This window comes from Dendronalium sp. ChiSLP03b (assembly GCF_034531165.2).
GTDB classification, from domain to species: Bacteria; Cyanobacteriota; Cyanobacteriia; order Cyanobacteriales; family Nostocaceae; genus Dendronalium; species Dendronalium minutum.
In genome coordinates this window covers 1-19,746 of the sequence record NZ_JAVRBR020000020.1, presented here as the reverse complement: position 1 = coordinate 19,746, position 19,746 = coordinate 1, and the positions used below count along the sequence as shown (strand labels likewise).

The 19,746-nt window shown below is 39.9% G+C and carries 17 protein-coding genes and 1 pseudogene; 9 read left to right on the top strand and 9 right to left on the bottom strand.

What is annotated here, in order from left to right:
- Positions 1 to 29 precede the first annotated feature (29 nt).
- The 3 genes from RMY31_RS05935 to RMY31_RS05925 are packed head-to-tail and all read left to right on the top strand — an operon-like array spanning position 30 to position 4,291.
- A complete protein-coding gene (locus RMY31_RS05935; RefSeq protein ID WP_322658142.1) occupies positions 30 to 434 on the top strand; it encodes a type II toxin-antitoxin system RelE/ParE family toxin in 405 nt (134 codons plus the stop codon).
- Positions 434 to 1,141: a helix-turn-helix domain-containing protein gene (locus tag RMY31_RS05930; RefSeq protein WP_322658143.1), complete on the top strand. Its 708-nt coding sequence runs from the start codon at positions 434 to 436 to the stop codon at positions 1,139 to 1,141. The genes RMY31_RS05935 and RMY31_RS05930 overlap by 1 nt, the downstream gene beginning before the upstream one ends.
- Positions 1,142 to 1,174: 33 nt before the next feature.
- Positions 1,175 to 4,291 (top strand): CHAT domain-containing protein, encoded by a 3,117-nt coding sequence (locus tag RMY31_RS05925; protein WP_322658144.1) that lies wholly within the window; start codon positions 1,175 to 1,177, stop codon positions 4,289 to 4,291.
- Between the two features lie 139 nt (positions 4,292 to 4,430).
- Here the strand turns inward: RMY31_RS05925 and RMY31_RS05920 are convergent, their stop codons facing one another.
- A complete protein-coding gene (locus tag RMY31_RS05920) occupies positions 4,431 to 5,027 on the bottom strand; it encodes a glyoxalase-like domain protein (RefSeq protein WP_322658145.1) in 597 nt (198 codons plus the stop codon).
- 197 nt (positions 5,028 to 5,224) lie between these two features.
- Between RMY31_RS05920 and RMY31_RS05915 the strand changes: the two genes are divergently transcribed.
- Entirely contained in the window at positions 5,225 to 5,854 is a 630-nt protein-coding gene (locus tag RMY31_RS05915) for a sigma-70 family RNA polymerase sigma factor (protein ID WP_322658146.1), read from the top strand.
- A gap of 97 nt (positions 5,855 to 5,951) precedes the next feature.
- Complete coding sequence (locus RMY31_RS05910) at positions 5,952 to 7,085, top strand: tetratricopeptide repeat protein (protein WP_322658148.1); 1,134 nt, start codon at positions 5,952 to 5,954, stop codon at positions 7,083 to 7,085.
- A gap of 54 nt (positions 7,086 to 7,139) precedes the next feature.
- On the opposite strand, the gene RMY31_RS05905 is transcribed toward RMY31_RS05910, so the two are convergent.
- From RMY31_RS05905 to RMY31_RS05880, 6 genes and pseudogenes are all read right to left on the bottom strand, one after another.
- Positions 7,140 to 7,979: a hypothetical protein gene (locus tag RMY31_RS05905; protein ID WP_322658149.1), complete on the bottom strand. Its 840-nt coding sequence runs from the start codon at positions 7,977 to 7,979 to the stop codon at positions 7,140 to 7,142.
- Positions 7,980 to 8,342: 363 nt separating this feature from the next.
- Positions 8,343 to 8,493 (bottom strand): annotated as a pseudogene (locus RMY31_RS05900) (DUF2267 domain-containing protein); the annotation flags it as partial.
- Positions 8,494 to 8,595: 102 nt separating this feature from the next.
- Complete coding sequence (locus RMY31_RS05895; RefSeq protein WP_322658150.1) at positions 8,596 to 10,011, bottom strand: sensor histidine kinase; 1,416 nt, start codon at positions 10,009 to 10,011, stop codon at positions 8,596 to 8,598.
- A 381-nt stretch (positions 10,012 to 10,392) separates the two neighbouring features.
- Positions 10,393 to 11,112: a hypothetical protein gene (locus RMY31_RS05890; protein ID WP_322658151.1), complete on the bottom strand. Its 720-nt coding sequence runs from the start codon at positions 11,110 to 11,112 to the stop codon at positions 10,393 to 10,395.
- A 253-nt stretch (positions 11,113 to 11,365) separates the two neighbouring features.
- The gene (locus RMY31_RS05885) at positions 11,366 to 12,091 is read right to left on the bottom strand and encodes an A/G-specific adenine glycosylase (protein WP_322658152.1); all 726 of its coding nucleotides are present in this window, start codon (positions 12,089 to 12,091) and stop codon (positions 11,366 to 11,368) included.
- Positions 12,092 to 12,110: 19 nt separating this feature from the next.
- Positions 12,111 to 12,740 carry a DUF416 family protein gene (locus tag RMY31_RS05880; RefSeq protein ID WP_322658153.1) on the bottom strand — a complete coding sequence of 210 codons (630 nt, stop codon included), beginning with the start codon at positions 12,738 to 12,740 and terminating at the stop codon, positions 12,111 to 12,113.
- Positions 12,741 to 12,878: 138 nt separating this feature from the next.
- Here RMY31_RS05880 and RMY31_RS05875 point away from each other — a divergent pair, with 138 nt between their 5' ends.
- Together RMY31_RS05875 and RMY31_RS05870 are read left to right on the top strand one after the other, a co-directional pair.
- Positions 12,879 to 13,844, top strand: coding sequence for an acetamidase/formamidase family protein (locus tag RMY31_RS05875; protein ID WP_322658154.1), 966 nt, complete (start codon positions 12,879 to 12,881; stop codon positions 13,842 to 13,844).
- Between the two features lie 24 nt (positions 13,845 to 13,868).
- Positions 13,869 to 14,240: a sulfite exporter TauE/SafE family protein gene (locus tag RMY31_RS05870; protein WP_322658155.1), complete on the top strand. Its 372-nt coding sequence runs from the start codon at positions 13,869 to 13,871 to the stop codon at positions 14,238 to 14,240.
- Between the two features lie 237 nt (positions 14,241 to 14,477).
- Here the strand turns inward: RMY31_RS05870 and RMY31_RS05865 are convergent, their stop codons facing one another.
- Positions 14,478 to 15,722: an HhoA/HhoB/HtrA family serine endopeptidase gene (locus tag RMY31_RS05865; protein ID WP_322658156.1), complete on the bottom strand. Its 1,245-nt coding sequence runs from the start codon at positions 15,720 to 15,722 to the stop codon at positions 14,478 to 14,480.
- Positions 15,723 to 16,144: 422 nt separating this feature from the next.
- Here RMY31_RS05865 and RMY31_RS05860 point away from each other — a divergent pair, with 422 nt between their 5' ends.
- Complete coding sequence (locus tag RMY31_RS05860) at positions 16,145 to 16,519, top strand: VOC family protein (protein WP_322658202.1); 375 nt, start codon at positions 16,145 to 16,147, stop codon at positions 16,517 to 16,519.
- Between the two features lie 67 nt (positions 16,520 to 16,586).
- Positions 16,587 to 17,477 carry a ribosome biogenesis GTPase YlqF gene (gene ylqF, locus RMY31_RS05855; RefSeq protein WP_322658157.1) on the top strand — a complete coding sequence of 297 codons (891 nt, stop codon included), beginning with the start codon at positions 16,587 to 16,589 and terminating at the stop codon, positions 17,475 to 17,477.
- A 93-nt stretch (positions 17,478 to 17,570) separates the two neighbouring features.
- Here the strand turns inward: ylqF and RMY31_RS05850 are convergent.
- Positions 17,571 to 19,746: N,N-dimethylformamidase beta subunit family domain-containing protein (locus RMY31_RS05850; RefSeq protein ID WP_409877437.1), on the bottom strand; the 2,176-nt coding region annotated here is incomplete at its 5' end.

The following is a 19,746-nucleotide window of genomic DNA, read 5'->3' as shown; positions in this document are numbered from 1 at the left end:
ACAAGGAATACTATATTGTGAGGTAGGAAGTGACTTGGACTTGGGAACTTTATCAAGATGTCAATGGGGAAATTCCCAAAGATTTACTTGCTTTTTTCATCAGGATGATTCCCGAAGAGGAACAACCAGCAAATCCACCAAAGCCATTACTGACTGCTTCCGAAACCAAGCGTTTGCAAGTTAATCTTGGCTACCTGTGCAACAAAGGACTCGCATCACTCACCAGTGACATCTTTGAGAAGCTAGAAGATGACCTGTATGAGTTACGTATGACCAAGAGCGAACATAATCCAAGGTTTATCTTAACGGCTGCTACACCTGAACGGTTTGTAGTGTTGCACGCCTTTATGAAAAAATACAACGGCGCGATCAAAGATAGAGACAAAGAACCTGCAAGAGTAAGATTACGTGAATTGCAGCAGAGGGAACAGTGATGAAAAAGCCTAATTTTCAAGCTTGGTTGCAGCAAAAGGTAAGCGACGAACCAGAGGTGATTTTGGCGGGAAAGTTAGAGTACTTACGCCTCTACCTTACTGATGCCATGCGAGAAATACGTAATAAGACAGGACTGACTCAGGCACAGCTAGCGGAAAAGTTAGGAGTACAACAAGCAGCGGTGTCCAAATTGGAATCGGCATTAAAGGAACATGAGTTGGAATCTGTGTTGCACTATTTACACGCCTTGGGTGCAGATTTGCTGGTAGCCATCAAAAAAGGGGATGACTTATATCAAGCCAGCGATAACGAAGGTATATTGCTGGTAGATGTACCGGATGTAGTTTTCCAAAAGGCATTAGCGGCAAACATGAGCGTCCGCGAATATGTTCGTACAGCGATTGAGAAGTTTTCCAGTGAGGATTATGAACTGAGAACAGCTTTAGTAAAACTGCTAGAAAGTGACGATTCAGTAGCAGTGAAAGTAAGAGCGCGTTTAGGTTCAAGGACAATTCAAGAAGTTGCTTTAGAGTTGGAAAAATGCCTTAGTCTCTCAGAGGAAGAAGACAGGATTTTTGCTGTGAAAAATATTTTGGCCGCTAATGTGACGGGTGGAGAAAGTAATCGCGGTACTAGTGATAAATTTGATGAAATTGAGTTGTTAGATTTAGCTGAGGAATTGCTGGATAAGTTGGCAGAATTTTAGAATTAAGCATTACTAGGTATTATTTAAATTAATATGGAACAAGAATTTAGTAATAAAGAATATGAACAACTTATAAAAACGTATTTAAGTATCATTAAAGAAATTTTAAATTGTCCAACTGGAGAAGAAGGATATATTTTGATGGCTAATCAGGAATTGGTTATTGACGATCGATTTCTAAATATACTTAATAACTGTGTTGATATTATTTTAGAACAAGGAGATAAAGAAAAAGCTGCTTATTTATATGAAGTAGCTGAAAAAGTATCTATTGAAATTTCCAGAAAATTTTTAAATATAGCATTACAAGCAACTTTGAATAGTACAGGCAACTTTAAAGCAATTTATCCACTTTTGGAAGCAAACTTAGATAAACTAGATAAAAGACTGATTATTTTATTAGAAAATTGGCAAATATCTATTTTACCTCAATTAACTTTTGATGAAGCAGCAGTAATAGCAGCAGCCATTCTTGATTTTAGTAAGCGTCTTAGAGAGTTTCCATTAGGTAATAAGTCTGATAATTTAGAAATCGCTCTTGTGTGTTGTCAAGTAGGACAAACTGTATTTACTTCAACTACTTACTCCGAAATATGGGGATTAGCACAAACTATACTGGCATATCTTTACTGGGAACGTATAGAAGAAGATAGAGCGCAAAATTTAGAAACTGCTATTAATTTATGTCAAGAAGCTTTAAAAATTCGTAGTTATGAAATTGCTCCACAAAACTGGGCAGAAGTACAAAATATTCTGGGGCTTGCCTATCGAGATCGCATACGTGACGATAAAGCAGAGAATCTAGAACTTTCTATTATTCACCTTAAAAATGCTTTACAGATTTTTAATATTATAGAAAACCCAGAACAATGGGCTTGGGCACAGCATAATTTAGCAACGGTTTACTCTCAACGTATTTATGGTAATCCGGATGAGAATATTCAAGATTCTATAACTTGCTCACAAAAAGCTATGCAGATTTTTACTCATCAGGCTTTTCCTGAATACTGGGCTAGAACTCAGATGAATTTAGGAAATGCCTATCTCAAAAAAGAAGATGCCAATTGTAGCAACAGTCGGGAGATTGCTATTAACTGCTATAACAATGCCCTACAAATTTTAACTCCAGAAACTTTTCCTGAATATTGGGCTTTAGTTAATAATAATTTGGGCATTGTCTATGCAGAATATATTGATAAAAATGAGAACAATAATGTTGAAAAAGCTATAATTTGCTACGAAAAAGCTTTACAGGTTTTTACTCGTGAAAGCTTTCCTGAAAAATGGGCGATGATTCAAATTAATTTATGTAACATATACTACGAACAAGGTTTAATACAAGAAGTAATCGAATCCTCGCTTTTAGTGCTGGAAACATACACTCCTACTTCTTTTCCTTTTTATTGTTTAGCTGCGGCGCGACATTTAGGTAATGCTGCTTCTAGTGCTGAACTTTGGCCATTAGCTATAGATGGCTACTGTATAGCAATTGATGCCCTTGAGCAAAAACGTAATTGGGAAAAGTCAGAATTTAACCGTCAAAAGACACTTGAGGATTTTATTGGCATTTACGAAAGTATGGTGCAAGCTTGCATTAACGCAGGACAAATAGACAAAGCTTTTGAATATTCAGAGCGATCGCGTTCCAAACGCTTGGTAGACTTAATGGCAAGCTACAACCTTTTTCAAGGCGAAGAAATCCCCCCGAAAGTTCAAGAGTTATTGCAGCAATACGAAGAACTGCAACGGCAAATTGATCGAGAACGCCAAAGCCATAAATATGAAAATAATCGTAGTGAAACACGCGCTGCTTGGGAAGCTTATAATGAAGCGATCGCATCTTTAGAAACCCAAAAACAACAAGTTTGGGAAAATCTTAGACGCGAAGATCCTGTATTAGCTGGAGAAATTCAAGTTAATCACCTCAGCTTGTCAGAAATTCAAAAGCTAATTGACCAGACCAATACAGCTATCCTCAGTTTTTACACTACCAACAGCGACACCCATATTTTTGTTGTGCAGCAAAACAAAATTACTCTCCACACTTGCACAGGACAAGGTTTAAAGACGTTGCAAGGCTGGATAGAGCAGAATTGGTTATTGCCTTATATGAATGATCCCAAAAAATGGGAAACTCAAATTAACAGTATTCTCCGCGAACTAACTGAACGTCTACAAATATCCGAACTCATATCCCAACATCTTCAAGGAATAGAAGAATTAATATTAGTCCCTCACCTGTTATTGCATCAAATTCCCTTCGCTGCTTTACCTACAGGAGAATATCAAGAAGATTTAGGAGATAAATTTCTCATTCGTTACACCCCAAGTTGCCAAATATTAGAATTTTGTCAACAACGCGACAATGTAGAGATATTTAATCAAATTTCTCGACAATATGGAACTGTGGAAGATGCCGAAGATAATCTTCCCTGTGCCAGATTTGAAGGCGAACAAATCGCCCAAATGTATAATATTCCACTAAACAACAGATTAATCGGCAGTAGTCAAGCTACTTGTAAAAACTATCGACACTTAGCACAACAAGTTCAAGTACTTCATTCCTCCCACCATGCGGTATCTCGCCTCGATAATCCTTTAGAATCACAGCTAAAATTAGCTGATGGTAACATCACCTTGGGGCAATTAATGACACCAAGCTGGCGTTTACCTAAACTTGTAGAAGTGTTTCTCTCTTGCTGCGAAACAAATCTCGGTATTCCATCCCTGACTGATGATATTCTTACTCTTGCCACAGGTTTTTTGTGTGCAGGTGCTAGAAGCGTTGTTAGTAGTTTATGGGTAGTAGATGACTTAGCAACAGCACTATTTTCTATCTTCTACTACCAACATAGACAACAAAATTACAGCCGTCCTGAAGCTTTACATAAAGCCCAAATTCAGCTACGAGAATTTACAAAATTAGACCTTAATAAAATATTTCAGGAAGTAGAAGCAAAAGAAAAAGAACTGATAGGACATAGAAAAAAGTATCCTTCAGGTTCTATAGAATATGAACAATGGAAGCATGAATATAATCTGTACGCCAAATTGAACAGACGAATTAAAGAAATCGAAAACTCCACACAGCAATTTCCCTTTTCACATCCTCGCTATTGGGCTGCTTTCATTTGCCAAGGTTTACGATGATGACAATGCTGATAGTGTCGGGTAATTATTCGACTTGCTCATCAACCCGATTTAAATATTGTAGAGAGAATATCTCACTTGCTAAAAAATTTGGGTGATGCGATCGCACTACCCAACCTAAAATTTTATAATTTAATGACTAGTTCGCTACTTCAGCCAGTTCAATAATGCGTCCTTCATAGTCCTTGACTAGAAAGTTGAGGGGCTTTTGGTTGCGAATCTTGAACTTTAAACCACGCGTTTCTACTCGCATTAAAATCATGTCGAGGCAGTCGCGATCGAAACAAACGTGACGCTGCTGATTTTTGCTACCCAGACTCGCCCCAGTAATGATGTGCAGTTGGGTGTTTTTCTTGATCTGATACCACAGTCCATCGTTGGCATTGTTCATCGTTTTGCCAGACCAGCTGGGACTGGTGGACATGTATAGTGGATCGATCCCGGTTGTGCCCATGGTTTGCTCGTAGTTGTAGTAGTAGTGCAACGGCACTTCAGCTGCTGGCAAATCTAGCAGCCCTTCATACAACTGTCGGGCAATCTCCAAATCGGACACCATTACGGTATGTACCTTTGGGGCACTGGTGAGGAACATCCACATAGCGCCAGCGTATGCCGCCAGCAGCATCACCATAATGCCTTGGGTGGAGAATAAGCTATCCAAGGGCAGGGAAGGCAAAAAAGAGCCTAAAGTCAACGGAGCGAGCAGAAAAGGCATCACACTAGCTGCTATAACCATGAACAAATTAAAGATTGTATAAGGAGCCGCTTTTATTATTGTCGATAAAGACTGAAATTTAAGTCCTTGTTCCTAGTGTATCAATACTAAAGTGTTTGAGTCTTCACAATAAACAGACTCATTGTAAAAATATGATGTTGCTGACGACAAAACTCCTATTCCCAATATTATTTTAACAACTATCTACTGTTAAGCCTATGCAAATTCCTCATTTTCCCGAAGCTAACCACCCGCTAGTCAAGTCGCTGTTTCATCACAGCGACCAAGAACTGCTGAGTCTGTTTCAGAGCCATCCAGAGGCTGGAAAGTACTTTACGGTGATTTTTTGTCGCTACAGTCCCATAGTTTACACCTTGATTCAGCATTCGGCGCGATCGCCTGTACAGGCAGATTATCTGTTTGCCCTGACTTGGCGACATATCTATTACGAACTTGGCGGACTCAATTTAACCAATCCTCAACTAGGCCAAGAAGCCTTAACCTTGCAAAATTGGCTAATTAACATTACGGCTTTCTGTATCAACGAAATTAAGCTACCCCCAACCGAAGCAATTCATTATTCGCTCCAAGCGACTTCACCACCGCTATGGTGCTACGTAGAACAGGCATTAGACCAATTACCACCTATTTTGCGCTTGATGGTCTTAATGGCTCAAACTTTCCACTGGAGCGAAACTAGAATTGCCGCCTATCTACAAGCCGAAGGAGAAAAGATATCGCCTCTTGAAGTAGCCAATTTTCTCCAGGAAGGCTATCTTATGCTAGAGGACAAATTACCGCCAGATATCCGCGCTATCTACTTGGGAGAAGATTCAGCCAAATCATAACTTAAGTATTAACGCGTATGCTGATGGTGTTACTGCTAAGAAATAAAACTTTTACTTGAATCTTATACTGAAACCCGAAATTTCACGGGTAAGTTTTATGAAACAACGGCATTTATTCCGAAAGCATACTATTTTGAACTTAGCTCCAACCCTTCGCAGCGAAGGCTATCAGTTGGAGATTCTGGATGGCGCTACCCTTGCCTTAGGCAGGGTTAATAAATTCAAGTTTTTTACTTACTTTTTACTTTTTACTTTTTTGTTGAGTCCTGTAACAGCAAGTGCTGCGGATATTACTCAACAACTCCATCGCCCCTTAAGTAGTTCGAGTTGGCGAGAATCAAGAGATGAAGCAGACAGTTTAGTGCGTATCGCTGAACAACAGAACGCGTCAGGGTATTCCGAAAAAACAATAGATTCTTGCTTGCAGGCACTAGATATCTATCACTCGATTGGAGATATCAAAGCACAAGGTCTAACTTATGATTTATTAGCAAAGGCTTATATCCAACTAGGTCGTTTCAAAGAAGGGGAAGATGCATTACGCCGACGATTAGCGATCGCTCGTGATACCAAAGACTTTCAAGCACAGATTTTTGCGCTAAATAATATTGCTAGTTTATTACTCCAAGCAGGAGAAACCGTCGCTGCCGGCAAAACGGTTCAAGAAGGACTCGCAATTGCTCAAAACATCAAAAGTATTGAAGGTGAAGGACTATCTCTGAGTAATTTGGGTTTAGTAACAGCTAGGCTAGGAGATTACAACAAAGCAATTAAACTTTATGAAACTGCTTTAACTTTCCGCCGTCAAACTGGCGATACCATCGGTGAGGCAAATACTTTGAATAATTTAGGTGATGCTTATCTAGCAGCCGGAAATTATCAGGATACCATTGGTTCTTATGGGGCAGCAATGCGAGTTGCGAAAACAACCCGCGATCGTTCCAACCAATTACGAGCAATTGATGGTTTAGTAACGGCTCACAGTGCTGTAGGACGCTACGAACGGGCATTTGATTTACTAGCGCAACGTTTAACACTCGCTCAAGAATTAGAAAATCTGCGAGAAGAATTGAATTCTTTTGAATCCTATGCAAAGTTGTACGAGCAGTTAGGTAATTACCCAACTGCCCGTAATTTTTATGAAAGAGCAATTATAGTGGCACGAACTCTGGAAGATAACAAACAGGAAGTGCGATTGATTGATAGATTGACTCAAATGCTGAAGCGATGAATTAGAGTTAGGAGAGACGCGATTAATCGCGTCTCTCCTAACTCTTTTTTTAGCCTAATTCAAAAATACTGAACCGTTTGGATCAATTCTTAATGCACCTCTATCTCTACTTACATCAGTAGCTTCCTTAAACGTCACTTCCAAGATACCTGGCTCTGAAGTGGGTTGCGGCGTTACTAAAAGTAGTCCGCCATCTTCGCGTTGGAATGTTACTGTTACTGGTGCGCTTAAACCTTGTAGTGTCACATTTGACTTACCTTGTAGCGATCGCGGTGCTGTATCGCCAATTACTTGGTAAGTTACATTCGCCGCAGTGTTATTTACTAACCTGATATTAACCCTACCATTTGCCAGGGCGATCGTAGTACTAGGAGCTTGGCGCGGTGGTAATACGGATGGTTGAGTCGGTTTAGTTGGAGAAACTGACGGGCTAACAGGAGTGACTTGACTTGGAGTTATTCCTAGTGCCTGCTGTTGTTGGGTAATAGCATTAGGCGGACACCCTTGAGGCACTATATTTCTACTGTTAAAAGGTTCTTCGTAATAAATACGGGGACAAGGATTAATACCGGGAGTCCCTGATTGGGGTGTTTCGCCGCCAACGCCCAGTCCTGTCTGATATGGGGATGGAGTAGTAGGAACAGGAGTAACGGGAAGCAACCCTTGAGCAGCTAGTCTTTGAGTGAGAGCATTAGGAGGACAGCCTCGCGGCACTATAACCCGATTATTGTGTGGTTCTTCGTAGAAAATACTAGGGCAGGGGTTAACTTTGGGAGAAGTAGTTTGCTGTGCTACTACTGCTCTAGGAATTACTGGCAAACTCATCAGTAATCCGCCACAAATTACACCAAATAAGTTAGTAAACTTGCGAATTCTTTGGGAATGTGTATTCATCTATTAACTCCTGGAAAAATATCAAGGTTTTTTTGAGATTTCTTTATTGATTGACTTAAAATTTCCCAATTTTGCAGATTAAATTAAATACAAAAGCAAAAAATAGCTGTATCAATCGATTTGATTTGTTATGAATTAGGTTAATTTATAGAATAATCTCAATTTAACAATTGAGTCTTATGTTTTTATCTAACTACGGATATAAGCTAAAAAAACAAATTTACCAATTTAGGCTGAGTTGTAAATTAGTTAAATTTTATAACTTAGAAATCTTAGTTAGATTGTTTGCTACTATTAAGCTGCTTACCCAATTTTGCGGACTTTATAAGATAAATAGCTAGCAATTTTCTAAATTCTTTATGATGATAATTCATCGCTAGTGGCAGAAAATACAGCCTTAACTAACTATCAGCGCTCTACATTATAATGGCATTCCGCCTTTATTTGCCACTCGAAATAAAAAACGATCGCTATCAATATTGAAGATGCCAAGGTCTTGCCAAAGTGGACGTATCATTTAAATTGATGACTCAATTTTGCAAGCTTCATTATATAAAGTTAATAGTTAAAGTTATTACTCTTCATCTGTCAGAAGAAACAAATTTTCAGTATAAAATTAAGGCTCAAGAGTTATTGGTAAAGTGACAATAAAAGTAGTACCTTTGCCAACACAGCTTTCAACTTGAATTTGACCTTGGTGATGTTCGACAATAGCTTGAGCGATCGCTAGTCCTAATCCTGAACCTGTAGTACTGTCTGTAGCTGTGTTCTCAGCCGTATGGGTACGCGCGGGATCTACTCGATAAAAGCGGTCAAACAAGCGTGGTAGTGCCTCTGCGGGAATCCCAATTCCGGTATCACTTACCTTAATTTGCAACAGAGGAGTGCTGTAACGAATTCTAGAGACGCGATTACTTCCCTCTAAACGCACCAATTCGACATTCACTCGTCCCCCTGATGGGGTGTATTGCAAAGCGTTGCTAATCAAATTCGTGAATAACCGCACTAGTTGATCCCATTTGCCTACAAGCGTAAACCAGTTTTCTAGCAATTCCGGGCTAGTTTCGGAGGCGGGAGGGTCAATCAACTCTAGATTCAAAATAATTTTTTTTTCCGTCGCTAACAATTGTTGTTCTTCAACCACTTCCATCAGCAAGGCATCTAACGGACAAGGTGAAAAGATATCTTTGCTACTACCACTGTCTTGTCGTGCCAGAAAAAGTAAATCATTGACTAACTTACCCAAACGCTGCGTTAATCGTTCCACTACCTTTAACTGTTGGCGATAATTTGAAGAAGTGGTGGCTTCTGCTTCTCTCCACTCCAAGTCAGCTAGGGCAACTTGCACATTAGTTTGAATCAAAGTAATAGGACTTCTGAGTTCGTGCGAGGCATCCGCAGTGAATTGTTTGAGGCGTTGATAAGATTCGCCCACAGGTTCCATAGCTTTACCTGAAAGAAACCAACCACTTGCAGCCACGGAAAGCACCATTAAAAATGTACCAAGTGCCAAATCAAATATGAGTTGGCGACTGGGTTTAGTGACTTCAAACCAGGGATGGCTGACACGCAGATATCCTAATACCTGCCGTCCGATTTCTACTCTTTGTGTGATTTGTCGTAATAACAGTCCTGAGTCGCCCCAAGTCCCCTTTTCTCCCTTGATTACTCGCACAGTTTCGCCAGTACGGTTAGCATGAATCGGAATATTTAGGGATTCGGAAAGAGTTGACCAGAGTAATTCACCAGTTGGGCTAAACCACTCTAGATCGATGTGGTCATCTTCTACAGTGTCAGCATTATTGCGAAAACTGGCTTCTACACTAATACGGAATTGATCGACATCGCTGTTGACTGGTTCAATGACAAGCGATCGCTCTACTATTTCCACCACATGATTGAGGGTATCGTCAATCCGCTCAATTAATGTACTGCGGACATATAAATACACTCCACTGGCAAATAGCAGTAATAATACAGCCGTAATCGCGGTGTACCAAAGAGCAAGACGACGACGAGTAGCTTGAAACATACTTTAACAATAAAGGCAGTCCCGATGAAAAAATTTCATAACTATATATGAAAATGTCGTAACTTCCAGTCAAGGCTGACACAAAAGAGGTTGTTCGCTCAGTAGAGCATCTTTAGCCTGAAAGGCAGTCGAACCCAGATACCCAGAGGCATAGCCAATTGTCGCTACTACACTCACAGCAGTTACAGTAAAGACGCAAGTTAGAATCTAGCAAAAGAGGTATCTATATGCTAGCCCCCGATCGATTTGACTCGCTGTTGTAGGTCAAGAATATGCAGGTAGTCTACACCTGTTGACGCAGGAACATAGAGAAATTATTTCAGAATTCTCTCCTCTGCCCCTCTGCTTCTCTAACCCTCTGCCTCCCCCATCCCCCTCTACCTATTCTTGACTTTGCAATTTTTGCATTTCATATTGCACATCTAATGCAATCTGCAAGGCTTCATTAAGTAACCTTCCATGCTCAGTCGCCTGTTCAGTAACTTGCATTGCTGTTAAAGTTGCTAAATTATTGACGAATAGCTCTGTATTCCTGAGAATAAAATTTTTATTCTCTCTCAAAATTCTTTCTGTCTTCAAAGCACGCACTAAATCATTTCTTGTAAGTTGTAGTGCTTCAAGAACTTTCTCTCTTTCCTTAATGCTGACTCCGGGATTACCAGCTTCTTCTATTTGGTCATTAATATCTATTGCTTTAATAATAGAATTGTATCTATCAACATCATGTAAAAGAATTTGCAAAGAGTTTGTCAAATTATTTTTAAGTATTTCAAGTCTTTTTTTCCACCAAAAATATAAAAATATTTGTGTTATTCCTCCACCCAATAAGCATAATATAATTAATAATAGCCAGGATGGAATCGTAATCCATGTAGCAAAGAGCTTAATAAGAATATCAAAAACCAGATAACTAAAAACAAATGTAGAAAAAACTAGAAAAACTACAGTAGGCCCTTCCGAACCTTTAATTTTTTTTATAATTTGTTTTCCTATTTGATTCAAAGGATTACTAATGATTATTAGTTCATCTTTAACAGGCAAATTAGTCAAAATTTGTAATTCTCTTTGACTAATCTCCAAGCCATGTAAATCATTACGCACAGATCTACCCATCTTTGCCAGAATAATTAGTTTAATACAATATAGCAATCAAACTTCTGGATGGCTCCTGAAATAAGCATTTTGTACAAAACTTTTTAATTGAGTTAATGGTCTAAGACAGAATTTTAAAATTATGTACAATATGATACTTTAGTTTTACTTTAGTTCTAGCCTAGAACTAAAGTAGAGTAAGACATATTAAACAGCCTGTTAATGTCAAGTATATATCAAAGGTAATTATCCGAACAAAGTGCTATTTTAAACTACTAGATAGAAGTATTTTTTTACTGTCGTTCGGTTGTATCTGGACATAATCGCACTTTGCCGAAAGTGGACAATCATTACAAAGAGGATTTTTGGCCCTGCAAACCATAGCTCCGAAGTCTAGTAAGGTTAAATTCCACTTGCCAACTTCCTTATCGGGAGCAATTGTTTCTGCTGCACGCCAAAGAATCTTACAGCGTGATTTAACTCTTTCTCCTTGTAAACCAAAGAAGCGCTCAAGGATACGAGCTACGTTAGTATCGAGTACGGCTAGCGGTTGACTGAAGGCTTGAGAACAGATAGCACGAGCTGTATATTTACCGATTCCAGGTAATTCAAGCAACTGCTTTTCTGAATTGGGGATTTTTCCTCCATACTGCTCTATGATGATACGAGCGCACTGGTACAGTCTTTCTGCCCGGAAGTAAAGACCTAAAGGCTTTAGCAGTTCGTTCAATTCATCAATGCTTGCTTTAACTAAGTTTTCGAGCGTAGGATATTTGAAGAGAAATGCTTTGTAGATAGGAACAACCGTAATTGCATCTGTTTTTTGCAGCAGGTGTTCTGCAACGAGAATTGCGTAAGAATCGCAAGTCTGCCGCCAAGGAAAATCGCGTAAGTTTTGTGTTCCCCATGTAGAGAGACGGTGGTGAAACCATTTAATTTTTACAGCATCTAAATTTGACGCTGCGTTTTCTTGAGGTTTTTTAGTCACACCCTTCACGATTGTTTTCTCAACTTAAATCGAGTAAACTTTTACCACCATTTTCAGAAGAAGTACGCAGCCACTGTAAAAACTCAGGAGTTAAGGTAGGAATTTCTCGCAAACGCTGCAAGTCTTCGCTTTGTTTTGCCATTTCTCGTACTGTAAACGGATGGTTAGCAACTATTTCTAATAGTTGTTCGTGGGAAATGTCTTCCGAGCTTTCATCTTCAGACTGGCATCTTAAATAATCTATATACTCAAAAAGAGTTTCGTCTATTTCTTTTGCTACTAAAAAAGTTTGTTGCGGAGTTTGAGCGAGACAAAGTTCTATAGTATTACAGACAATCCACGCGCCTCTCTGTCCTTCTGGAGTTTCTTCGTTTTCAGAGTCATAGAAATATCTTTCACAATTAAATAATAACTGACGAAATCTTGATACATCGACCTTTTTACCTGCCAAAAATCCCCAGATTTCGTCAAGTGCTTCTCTTATGGGATCTTGCTCATTCCAGCCTTGTTCTTTTATTTCTCGCAGGAAAATGCCATAGTTTGGAAACAATCTCTCACAGCAAGCTGCCGCAAACGCTATTCGATGCATGGGTAGAAGCGTTTCCAGTTCTTGCTCCAATATATCTAATTGACCGTACTTTAGATTCATTTTTATAGTTTAGTTGTATTGTCAGCAGTTCTTAGGGGGAGCATACAAATGTGCAAGTTTAATTTACACACAGAACTTGTGATAAATCCCGGAGTACTTGGGTTTTAAATAAAGATACTATAAAGCCAGCAAAGGAACATGACTCATCACATATTAAAAGCTACTAAAGAAACTGTGCATCTAGGTGGTTTCTCGCACCTACTAGAACCAGCCCTCACTATTGATTCGGGGGACACGATTGATGTAGAAACTTACAGTGGTTATTACGTTTACGACAAAGCACCACTAGAGTTTCTCACACCAGAACTTCTCGATATTTGTCAAAATCTTGCACCAGAACGTAAAATTGCAGCGGGACCGCATTTACTGACAGGGCCAGTTTATGTGCGGGATGCGGAACCTGGGGATGTTTTGGAAGTAATATTAGAAGCGATCGCACCTAGCTTACCCGTTGGCTTCAATGCAATTCGTACGGGTTGGGGTGCTTTACCACACTTATTTTCGCAACCTGCGCTAAGATTCATTCCTTTGGATTTAGCAAACAACATTGCCGAATTTCCCCAAAATAGCGGCATTAAAATTCCTCTGAAACCATTTTTTGGGATTCTAGGTGTCGCCACGCCAGAAAATGACCGAATTTCAATTCCACCTGGCTCTTATGGTGGTAATATCGACAACCGCGAACTCCAAACAGGCTCCCGCGTATTTTTGCCTATTTTCGTTCCAGGTGCGTTGTTTTCTATTGGGGATGGGCATTCAGCTCAGGGAGATGGCGAAGTTAATGTTACCGCCATTGAAACTTCCATGAACGGTAAAATCATGCTTAAACTTCGCAAGGATTTGCACCTAGCAATACCCATTGCTGAAACATCTACTGATATTATCACAATGGGGTTTGCTCAAACTTTAGATGAAGCTTTAGAACTAGCTCTCAAAAATATGATTGATTTTTTGAAACGGTTCACAAATTTATCGGCAGAAGAGGCTTATGTTTTGTGTAGTTTAGCTGTGAACTTTCGCATCACTCAAGTTGTTAATAGCCCTCAAAAAGGCGTTCATGGTATGCTGCCAAAGTCAATATTGTCAAATCAAATCAGTTTATAATTAATAGGAAAACAACAGTTTTGTATGTCTAATATACTTATTCAAATGTTGCTCATCGGTCTTGTTGCCGGTGTTGCTGGTGGTATGTTTGGTATCGGCGGTGGTGCAATTATGGTACCAGCAATGGTGCTGCTAGTTGGTTTGGATCAAAAGTTTGCTACCGGCACTTCTCTGGCTGCACAAATTTTGCCAATTGGAATTTTAGGAGCAGCAGTTTACTATCGTAATGGCAACATTAATATTAAATATGCTGTACTAATTGCTATTGGTTTGGTGATTGGTAATTTATTTGGAGCGTTGTTTGCTAATCAGCCATTTATTAGTAGTGAAACTATGAAGAAGTTGTATGGTATATTTTTGTTATTAATAGGTCTACGATATTTAATAGGACGTTGAAGAAGGCAGAGCAGCAGCTGATACCAATTCGTAATTCGTAATTCGTAATTCGTAATTAAGAAAGTCCCATTTAGTCTAGGTTTCTGGGTTTGGATCTGTATCATTATTTTTGGGAAATGGTATGACAAGTGTAGGTTTTTGAGATTTTGCGTTTTGACCGACGCGGGGACGGGGGGACGCAAAGACAAATCTGATAACTTACTAACCCCAATCCCCAATCCCTTTTTCAAAAAAAATCTATTGCACTTGTTGAGTGGGAAAAGCGCCAGGTTTTACAGCTAAGTTGAGATTTTGTCCATTGCGTCGCAGTTCTAAACGCAAATCTGAGCCAACTTGAGTATTTTCTACTGCTCTTTGGACGCTGCTAGCATCTGTGACTGATTCACCGTTAAGCTTTGCAATCACATCACCAGCACGCACTCCTGCTTTAGCAGCTGGTGAATTGGGCATAACTTTCACAACTAACACACCTTTATCTTCATCTACACTCAAACCGCTGTTGGGGTCAGAGTTAAGATTTTGCTTGATCTGAGGTGTTAACCCTACCATTTGAATACCTAGATAGGGATGCTGCACTTTGCCAGTGGCTATCAGTTGACTGGAAATGCGTTGTGCTGTGTCGATGGGAATGGCAAAGCCTATTCCTTGTGCGCCCTGGATGATAGCTGTATTCATGCCAATTACCTCGCCACGGGAATTGAGCAGGGGACCGCCAGAGTTACCAGGATTAATTGCTGCGTCAGTTTGAATATACTCTACTCGCTGATCGGGTGCACCAATTTGATTGCTACTGCGTCCGGTGGCGCTAACGATCCCTGTAGTTACAGTATTATCTAACCCAAGGGGATTACCGATCGCGATCGCCCATTCTCCTGGTTGCAGTTGGTTGGAGTTACCCAAAGCCACTGTTGGCAAGTTATCTGCTTGAATCTTAACAACGGCGACATCTGTTAATTCGTCTTTCCCTAACACTTTACCTTGAAAGCTGCGCCCATCCTTGAGTGTTACGGTTACTGTGTCAGCACCAGCAACAACGTGGGCGTTGGTAAGAATGCGTCCATCACCACTGATGATAAAACCCGAACCAGTACCACGTTCTACCCTGTTCTCCTGCTGTGGCAGTTCAGATCCAAAGAAACGGCGAAAAAATGGGTCGTTGAATTCAGCGGGCAACTGGCTTTTTACTGTTCGAGAAGAGTCAATTCTGACTACAGCCGGCCCGACCTTTTGCACTACCTGGATCACAAAGTTAGGATCTGTGGCAGCTGGTAATGGGGGGGCTGCATTGACTCGATTCACTGCCAGTTTAGAAGCACTCTCAGACAATTCCTGATGATGTCCAGCTAAATAACCACCTGCTAATGTCATACCCGATCCCAGTAGCACCAACGATAGAGAGGCGGCTGCCTTTTTCAAGGGTGCATTTTTATAGCGTTTGGCATCAATCAAAGGCTGATTTTCGTTGTGTATTTGGTTTTTCATCGCCGTCTGGAAAGATATTTAAATGTATTACTAATGTAGACAGCGTTTATGGCGGTTTTGTTACGGGAGTATAGCGTTATTGTGAAAAGTTTGGTATTTTAACTAGGTTCTTGGTATGCAAGTATGCCTATAGTTAACGTTTTTTCCTTCAGCAAATCGTGGCTGAGATAACTACGACTACTTCTGTAGTCGCGTTGGTTTTCGAGTTGTGTGTGATGGTGCAGTAAAGACTTAATTTTTTAAATCGTGCAAATTATTAACTTATGGAGCGCAATAATTCCTGCACTGCGATCGCAAAACTAGAGAAACTGAGAGGTCAGAAAGTATTGTTTGACTTTAATAAGTATCTGAACTCAGTAAGCGATCGAGATGCAGCTTACCAACGCAGACATATCAGACAGCGGGATTTATTAGAACATTATATGATTTTTCAATATACAGATGCGCTTGTTACTTTAGCAACAGTTAATCTTGAGAAATTGGTGAATTTCTATACCCAGTTACTTGGGCAAAAACCAACTAATTTCATCCCGAATGTGTATGCTGAGTTTCAACTTACTGGTCTGAGGTTGGGTATTTTTCAACCTCAAAAAATACATGAACCTGAATTTGAAAACTCAACTCAAAGTAAGCTAAGTTTGTGTTTAGAGGTAAGCAATCTGGAAGATGCGATCGCCCACCTCACCAACCTAGGCTATCCCCCACCTAGAGAAATCTCAATTGCTTCCCACGGTAGAGAAATTTACGCCTACGACCCCGATGGCAATCGTCTGATTTTGCATCAAGCCAAAGATTAAGTGCTGAGTGGGAAAATATCGGCACTTTTATTAGCGATAATTAGTAATTGGTAATTAATAATAAACTATGGCTATAACTAATAACTATAAATTAAACCTGATCCAATGGTATCCAGGTCATATTGCCAAAGCTGAAAAGAATCTCAAAGAACAGCTTTCACGGGTAGATGTGGTGCTGGAGGTAAGAGATGCGCGGATTCCCTTGGCAACACACCATCCCCAAATAGGTGAGTGGGTGGGAAGCAAGACACGAGTGTTGGTACTGAATCGGTTAGATATGATTACTCCCCAAGTGCGATCGCTTTGGATAGATTGGTTCAGAAGTCAAGGAGAAGTCCCTTATTTTACCAATGCTAAACAAGGTCAAGGTGTAATCGCAATTTCCAAAGCAGCCCAAGCCGCTGGGGTGGAACTCAATCAACGCAGACGCGATCGCGGTATGTTACCCCGTCCAGTCCGTGCTGTAGTCATTGGTTTTCCCAATGTTGGCAAATCAGCCTTAATTAACCGTCTGTTGGGGCGACGTGTGGTAGAAAGTGCCGCCCGTCCGGGAGTGACTCGCTCCTTACGTTGGGTAAGAATTTCCGAACAGTTGGAATTACTAGATGCTCCTGGTGTCATCCCTGTTAAGTTGGAAAATCAAGATGCCGCCTTGAAATTAGCCATTTGTGACGATATTGGTCAAGCATCTTACGATAATCAATTAGTAGCATCAGCCTTCGTAGATTTACTCAATGAACTCCAAGCCACAGCTAGTGATTTATTCCCACAACTACCACTACAGTCACGTTACGAACTCGACTCCACAAACCACACAGGAGAAGCATACTTACATGCTTTAGCGGAACATCGTTACAAAGGCGATGTAGAGAGAACGGCTAGGCAACTTTTAACAGATTTTCGCAAAGGTATGTTAGGTACGCTGCCTTTAGAACTGCCTCCTAGTTGGGATCGTTAGAAAGCGATCGCATCTAGAGAAACACAGTAGAACGTCAAAGTTAATTCCATAGGTAAAATTTCAATAATTTCTCCCTTGTCCCATTTGAACTATTCACCCTTTAATTGAGGGTGGATTAGAAACCTGTGAAACTAGTTCGGGATAGCCAGCATCCATTAAGTATTTTCGTACTGCCTTATAATCGCCATATCTTAATTGTCTGAGTGCTAGGTCTAATTTAGACTTCACACTTTCATCTGTGGCTTGAGTCAATAACGCACCAATGTGCTGCAACAAACTATTAAAATGATGTGGTTCTGGACTTGGCTGATTTTCTAGGAAGTGCGGTGTCATCATACGTTCCATTAATTGCACTGACACAGGTGGCGCGAATCCTCCCCATACACCCATATCTTCAAATACATTGTAAATCAATCGCTGATAAGCTGTAGATTCTCTAGCAGGTAATACTTCCCATGAATCCAACCCCCAAACTGATTGAATTGACCCAATCGCAAAAACTCTAGCACCACTGGGAGTTGTAAAGTAGACACTGTGAGATGTTTGCACTGCTTGCATGGGTAAATCCCCTAAAAATGACTGAGAAACATTAGAGATATCGGGAATAGTATTGGGGATAGTGGATTCAAAGATAATACAGTCTAAAAAGTTGGGCGTATCTGATTTAATTTGAGGCTGTGCTTGGGGAGATGGATCGATATGATCCCACTCATAACCTAGTAATTGATTGAGTTTAGAACCTACTGTCAAACCAGTTTCTCTAAAAACATCATGGTCTTTTTTGACTGTCAGATCGTAGCCTCCATAAATATTACTAATATCACCGATATATCCGACACCTAATAATCCACATTCACCTCTAATTTGACATCCGTCAAATGTTTTACCAAGTAAATCTGGGTCACGAAAACGGTAAGTAGGGGGAATATTAAATGTGTCTGGTACATAGTTAGAGACTACACCGCCTGCCAGTGGCTCGTTCAGCTTATAAAGGTCAGCTGTCCTATAGTCATCATGCCATTTAATATTCCAGTAACAAGTATTGGCTGAAAGTGAAACGACATGCACGCCAGCTTCTATTGATTCTTTAATTGCCTTGTATTCTTTGAAGCTCCAGTATTCGTCGTGACCGCTATTCATAAAGACGCGATATTTGGTGACAAAAGCTGAGCCATTTTTATCAATATCTTGACCTGAGCAGTAAGAAACGCGATAGCAATTCTTTTCTAACCAACGAATAGTATTCACTTCCCATCGTAAGGGATTACTATTTACTGCGTCGGTATTATAAGTGTTAGCTTCCCACGGACGATCGTGGCTAATCTGTAATGCTCTCTCACCCTTTGAATAAGTTGATTTTCTGTTAACTTCATCATAAGCAAAAGTATTGTAAGCAAGATGAGTTGCAAACCCAAATTTATAAATAACATCAGATTCTAAAGCATCATCTCGCAAAACAAAGAATGCTATACATTGTTTAGTTGTGATTTTATCGGTTAATTTAACCATATAACAACCAGTAACCCAAGTGTCATCAGTTGTAATCGTGTAGGTCTTTACCCAGTCATAACGAACAAGTTTTGTTTGAGTGTCAACTTGCTCATTAGATATAGGTTGCTTAATTGCTGGAATATTATCAGCTGTGCTGACCAATCTTGCACCTATACCTCCGTAATACCCCAATCTGTAAACTTCAATTTTGATATCACCAGGGTTGAGAACATTTGCTTTGATATCGATTGACTCGCCTTTATTAATAGATTCAGCAGTCATAAAAGCAGCAATTTCTAAACCTTTAGCGTAGTTTATTTGTAACCAGTTTTGAGTCCCAGGTTTTAAATTTTCTAAAAATATAGGATGATTGATAACATGTTCTCTAATATGAAGAGTAGTCGGCTCACCATTACTTTCAAAAACAATGTCTTGATAGTAATAACTATTTTCAAAACTCCATTGTGGGAAAACAGGAGCTAATGCTGGGTCGTCATATCCTCCCTCTAAATCATAATAAGCAAATACGCCATTAGTAGATTCAGTTGTAGCTAGTGCAGTAATTGACCCTTTAACAAAAGGCATGGCAAAAAAGCTACCTTGTCGTGGTAAATTTTTCAGCACATCAGCAGAAACAATATAAACTTTGTTAGGTTGAATCTCAATAGGTGGATTTAAGGTTGCTTCATTCCAAGCATCACCAACGATATTAGTGAATGTCACTTCAGCTAATTTCTGTTTTGTTTCAGCATCCCAAAGTCTTGCTTTATGAGGTTGG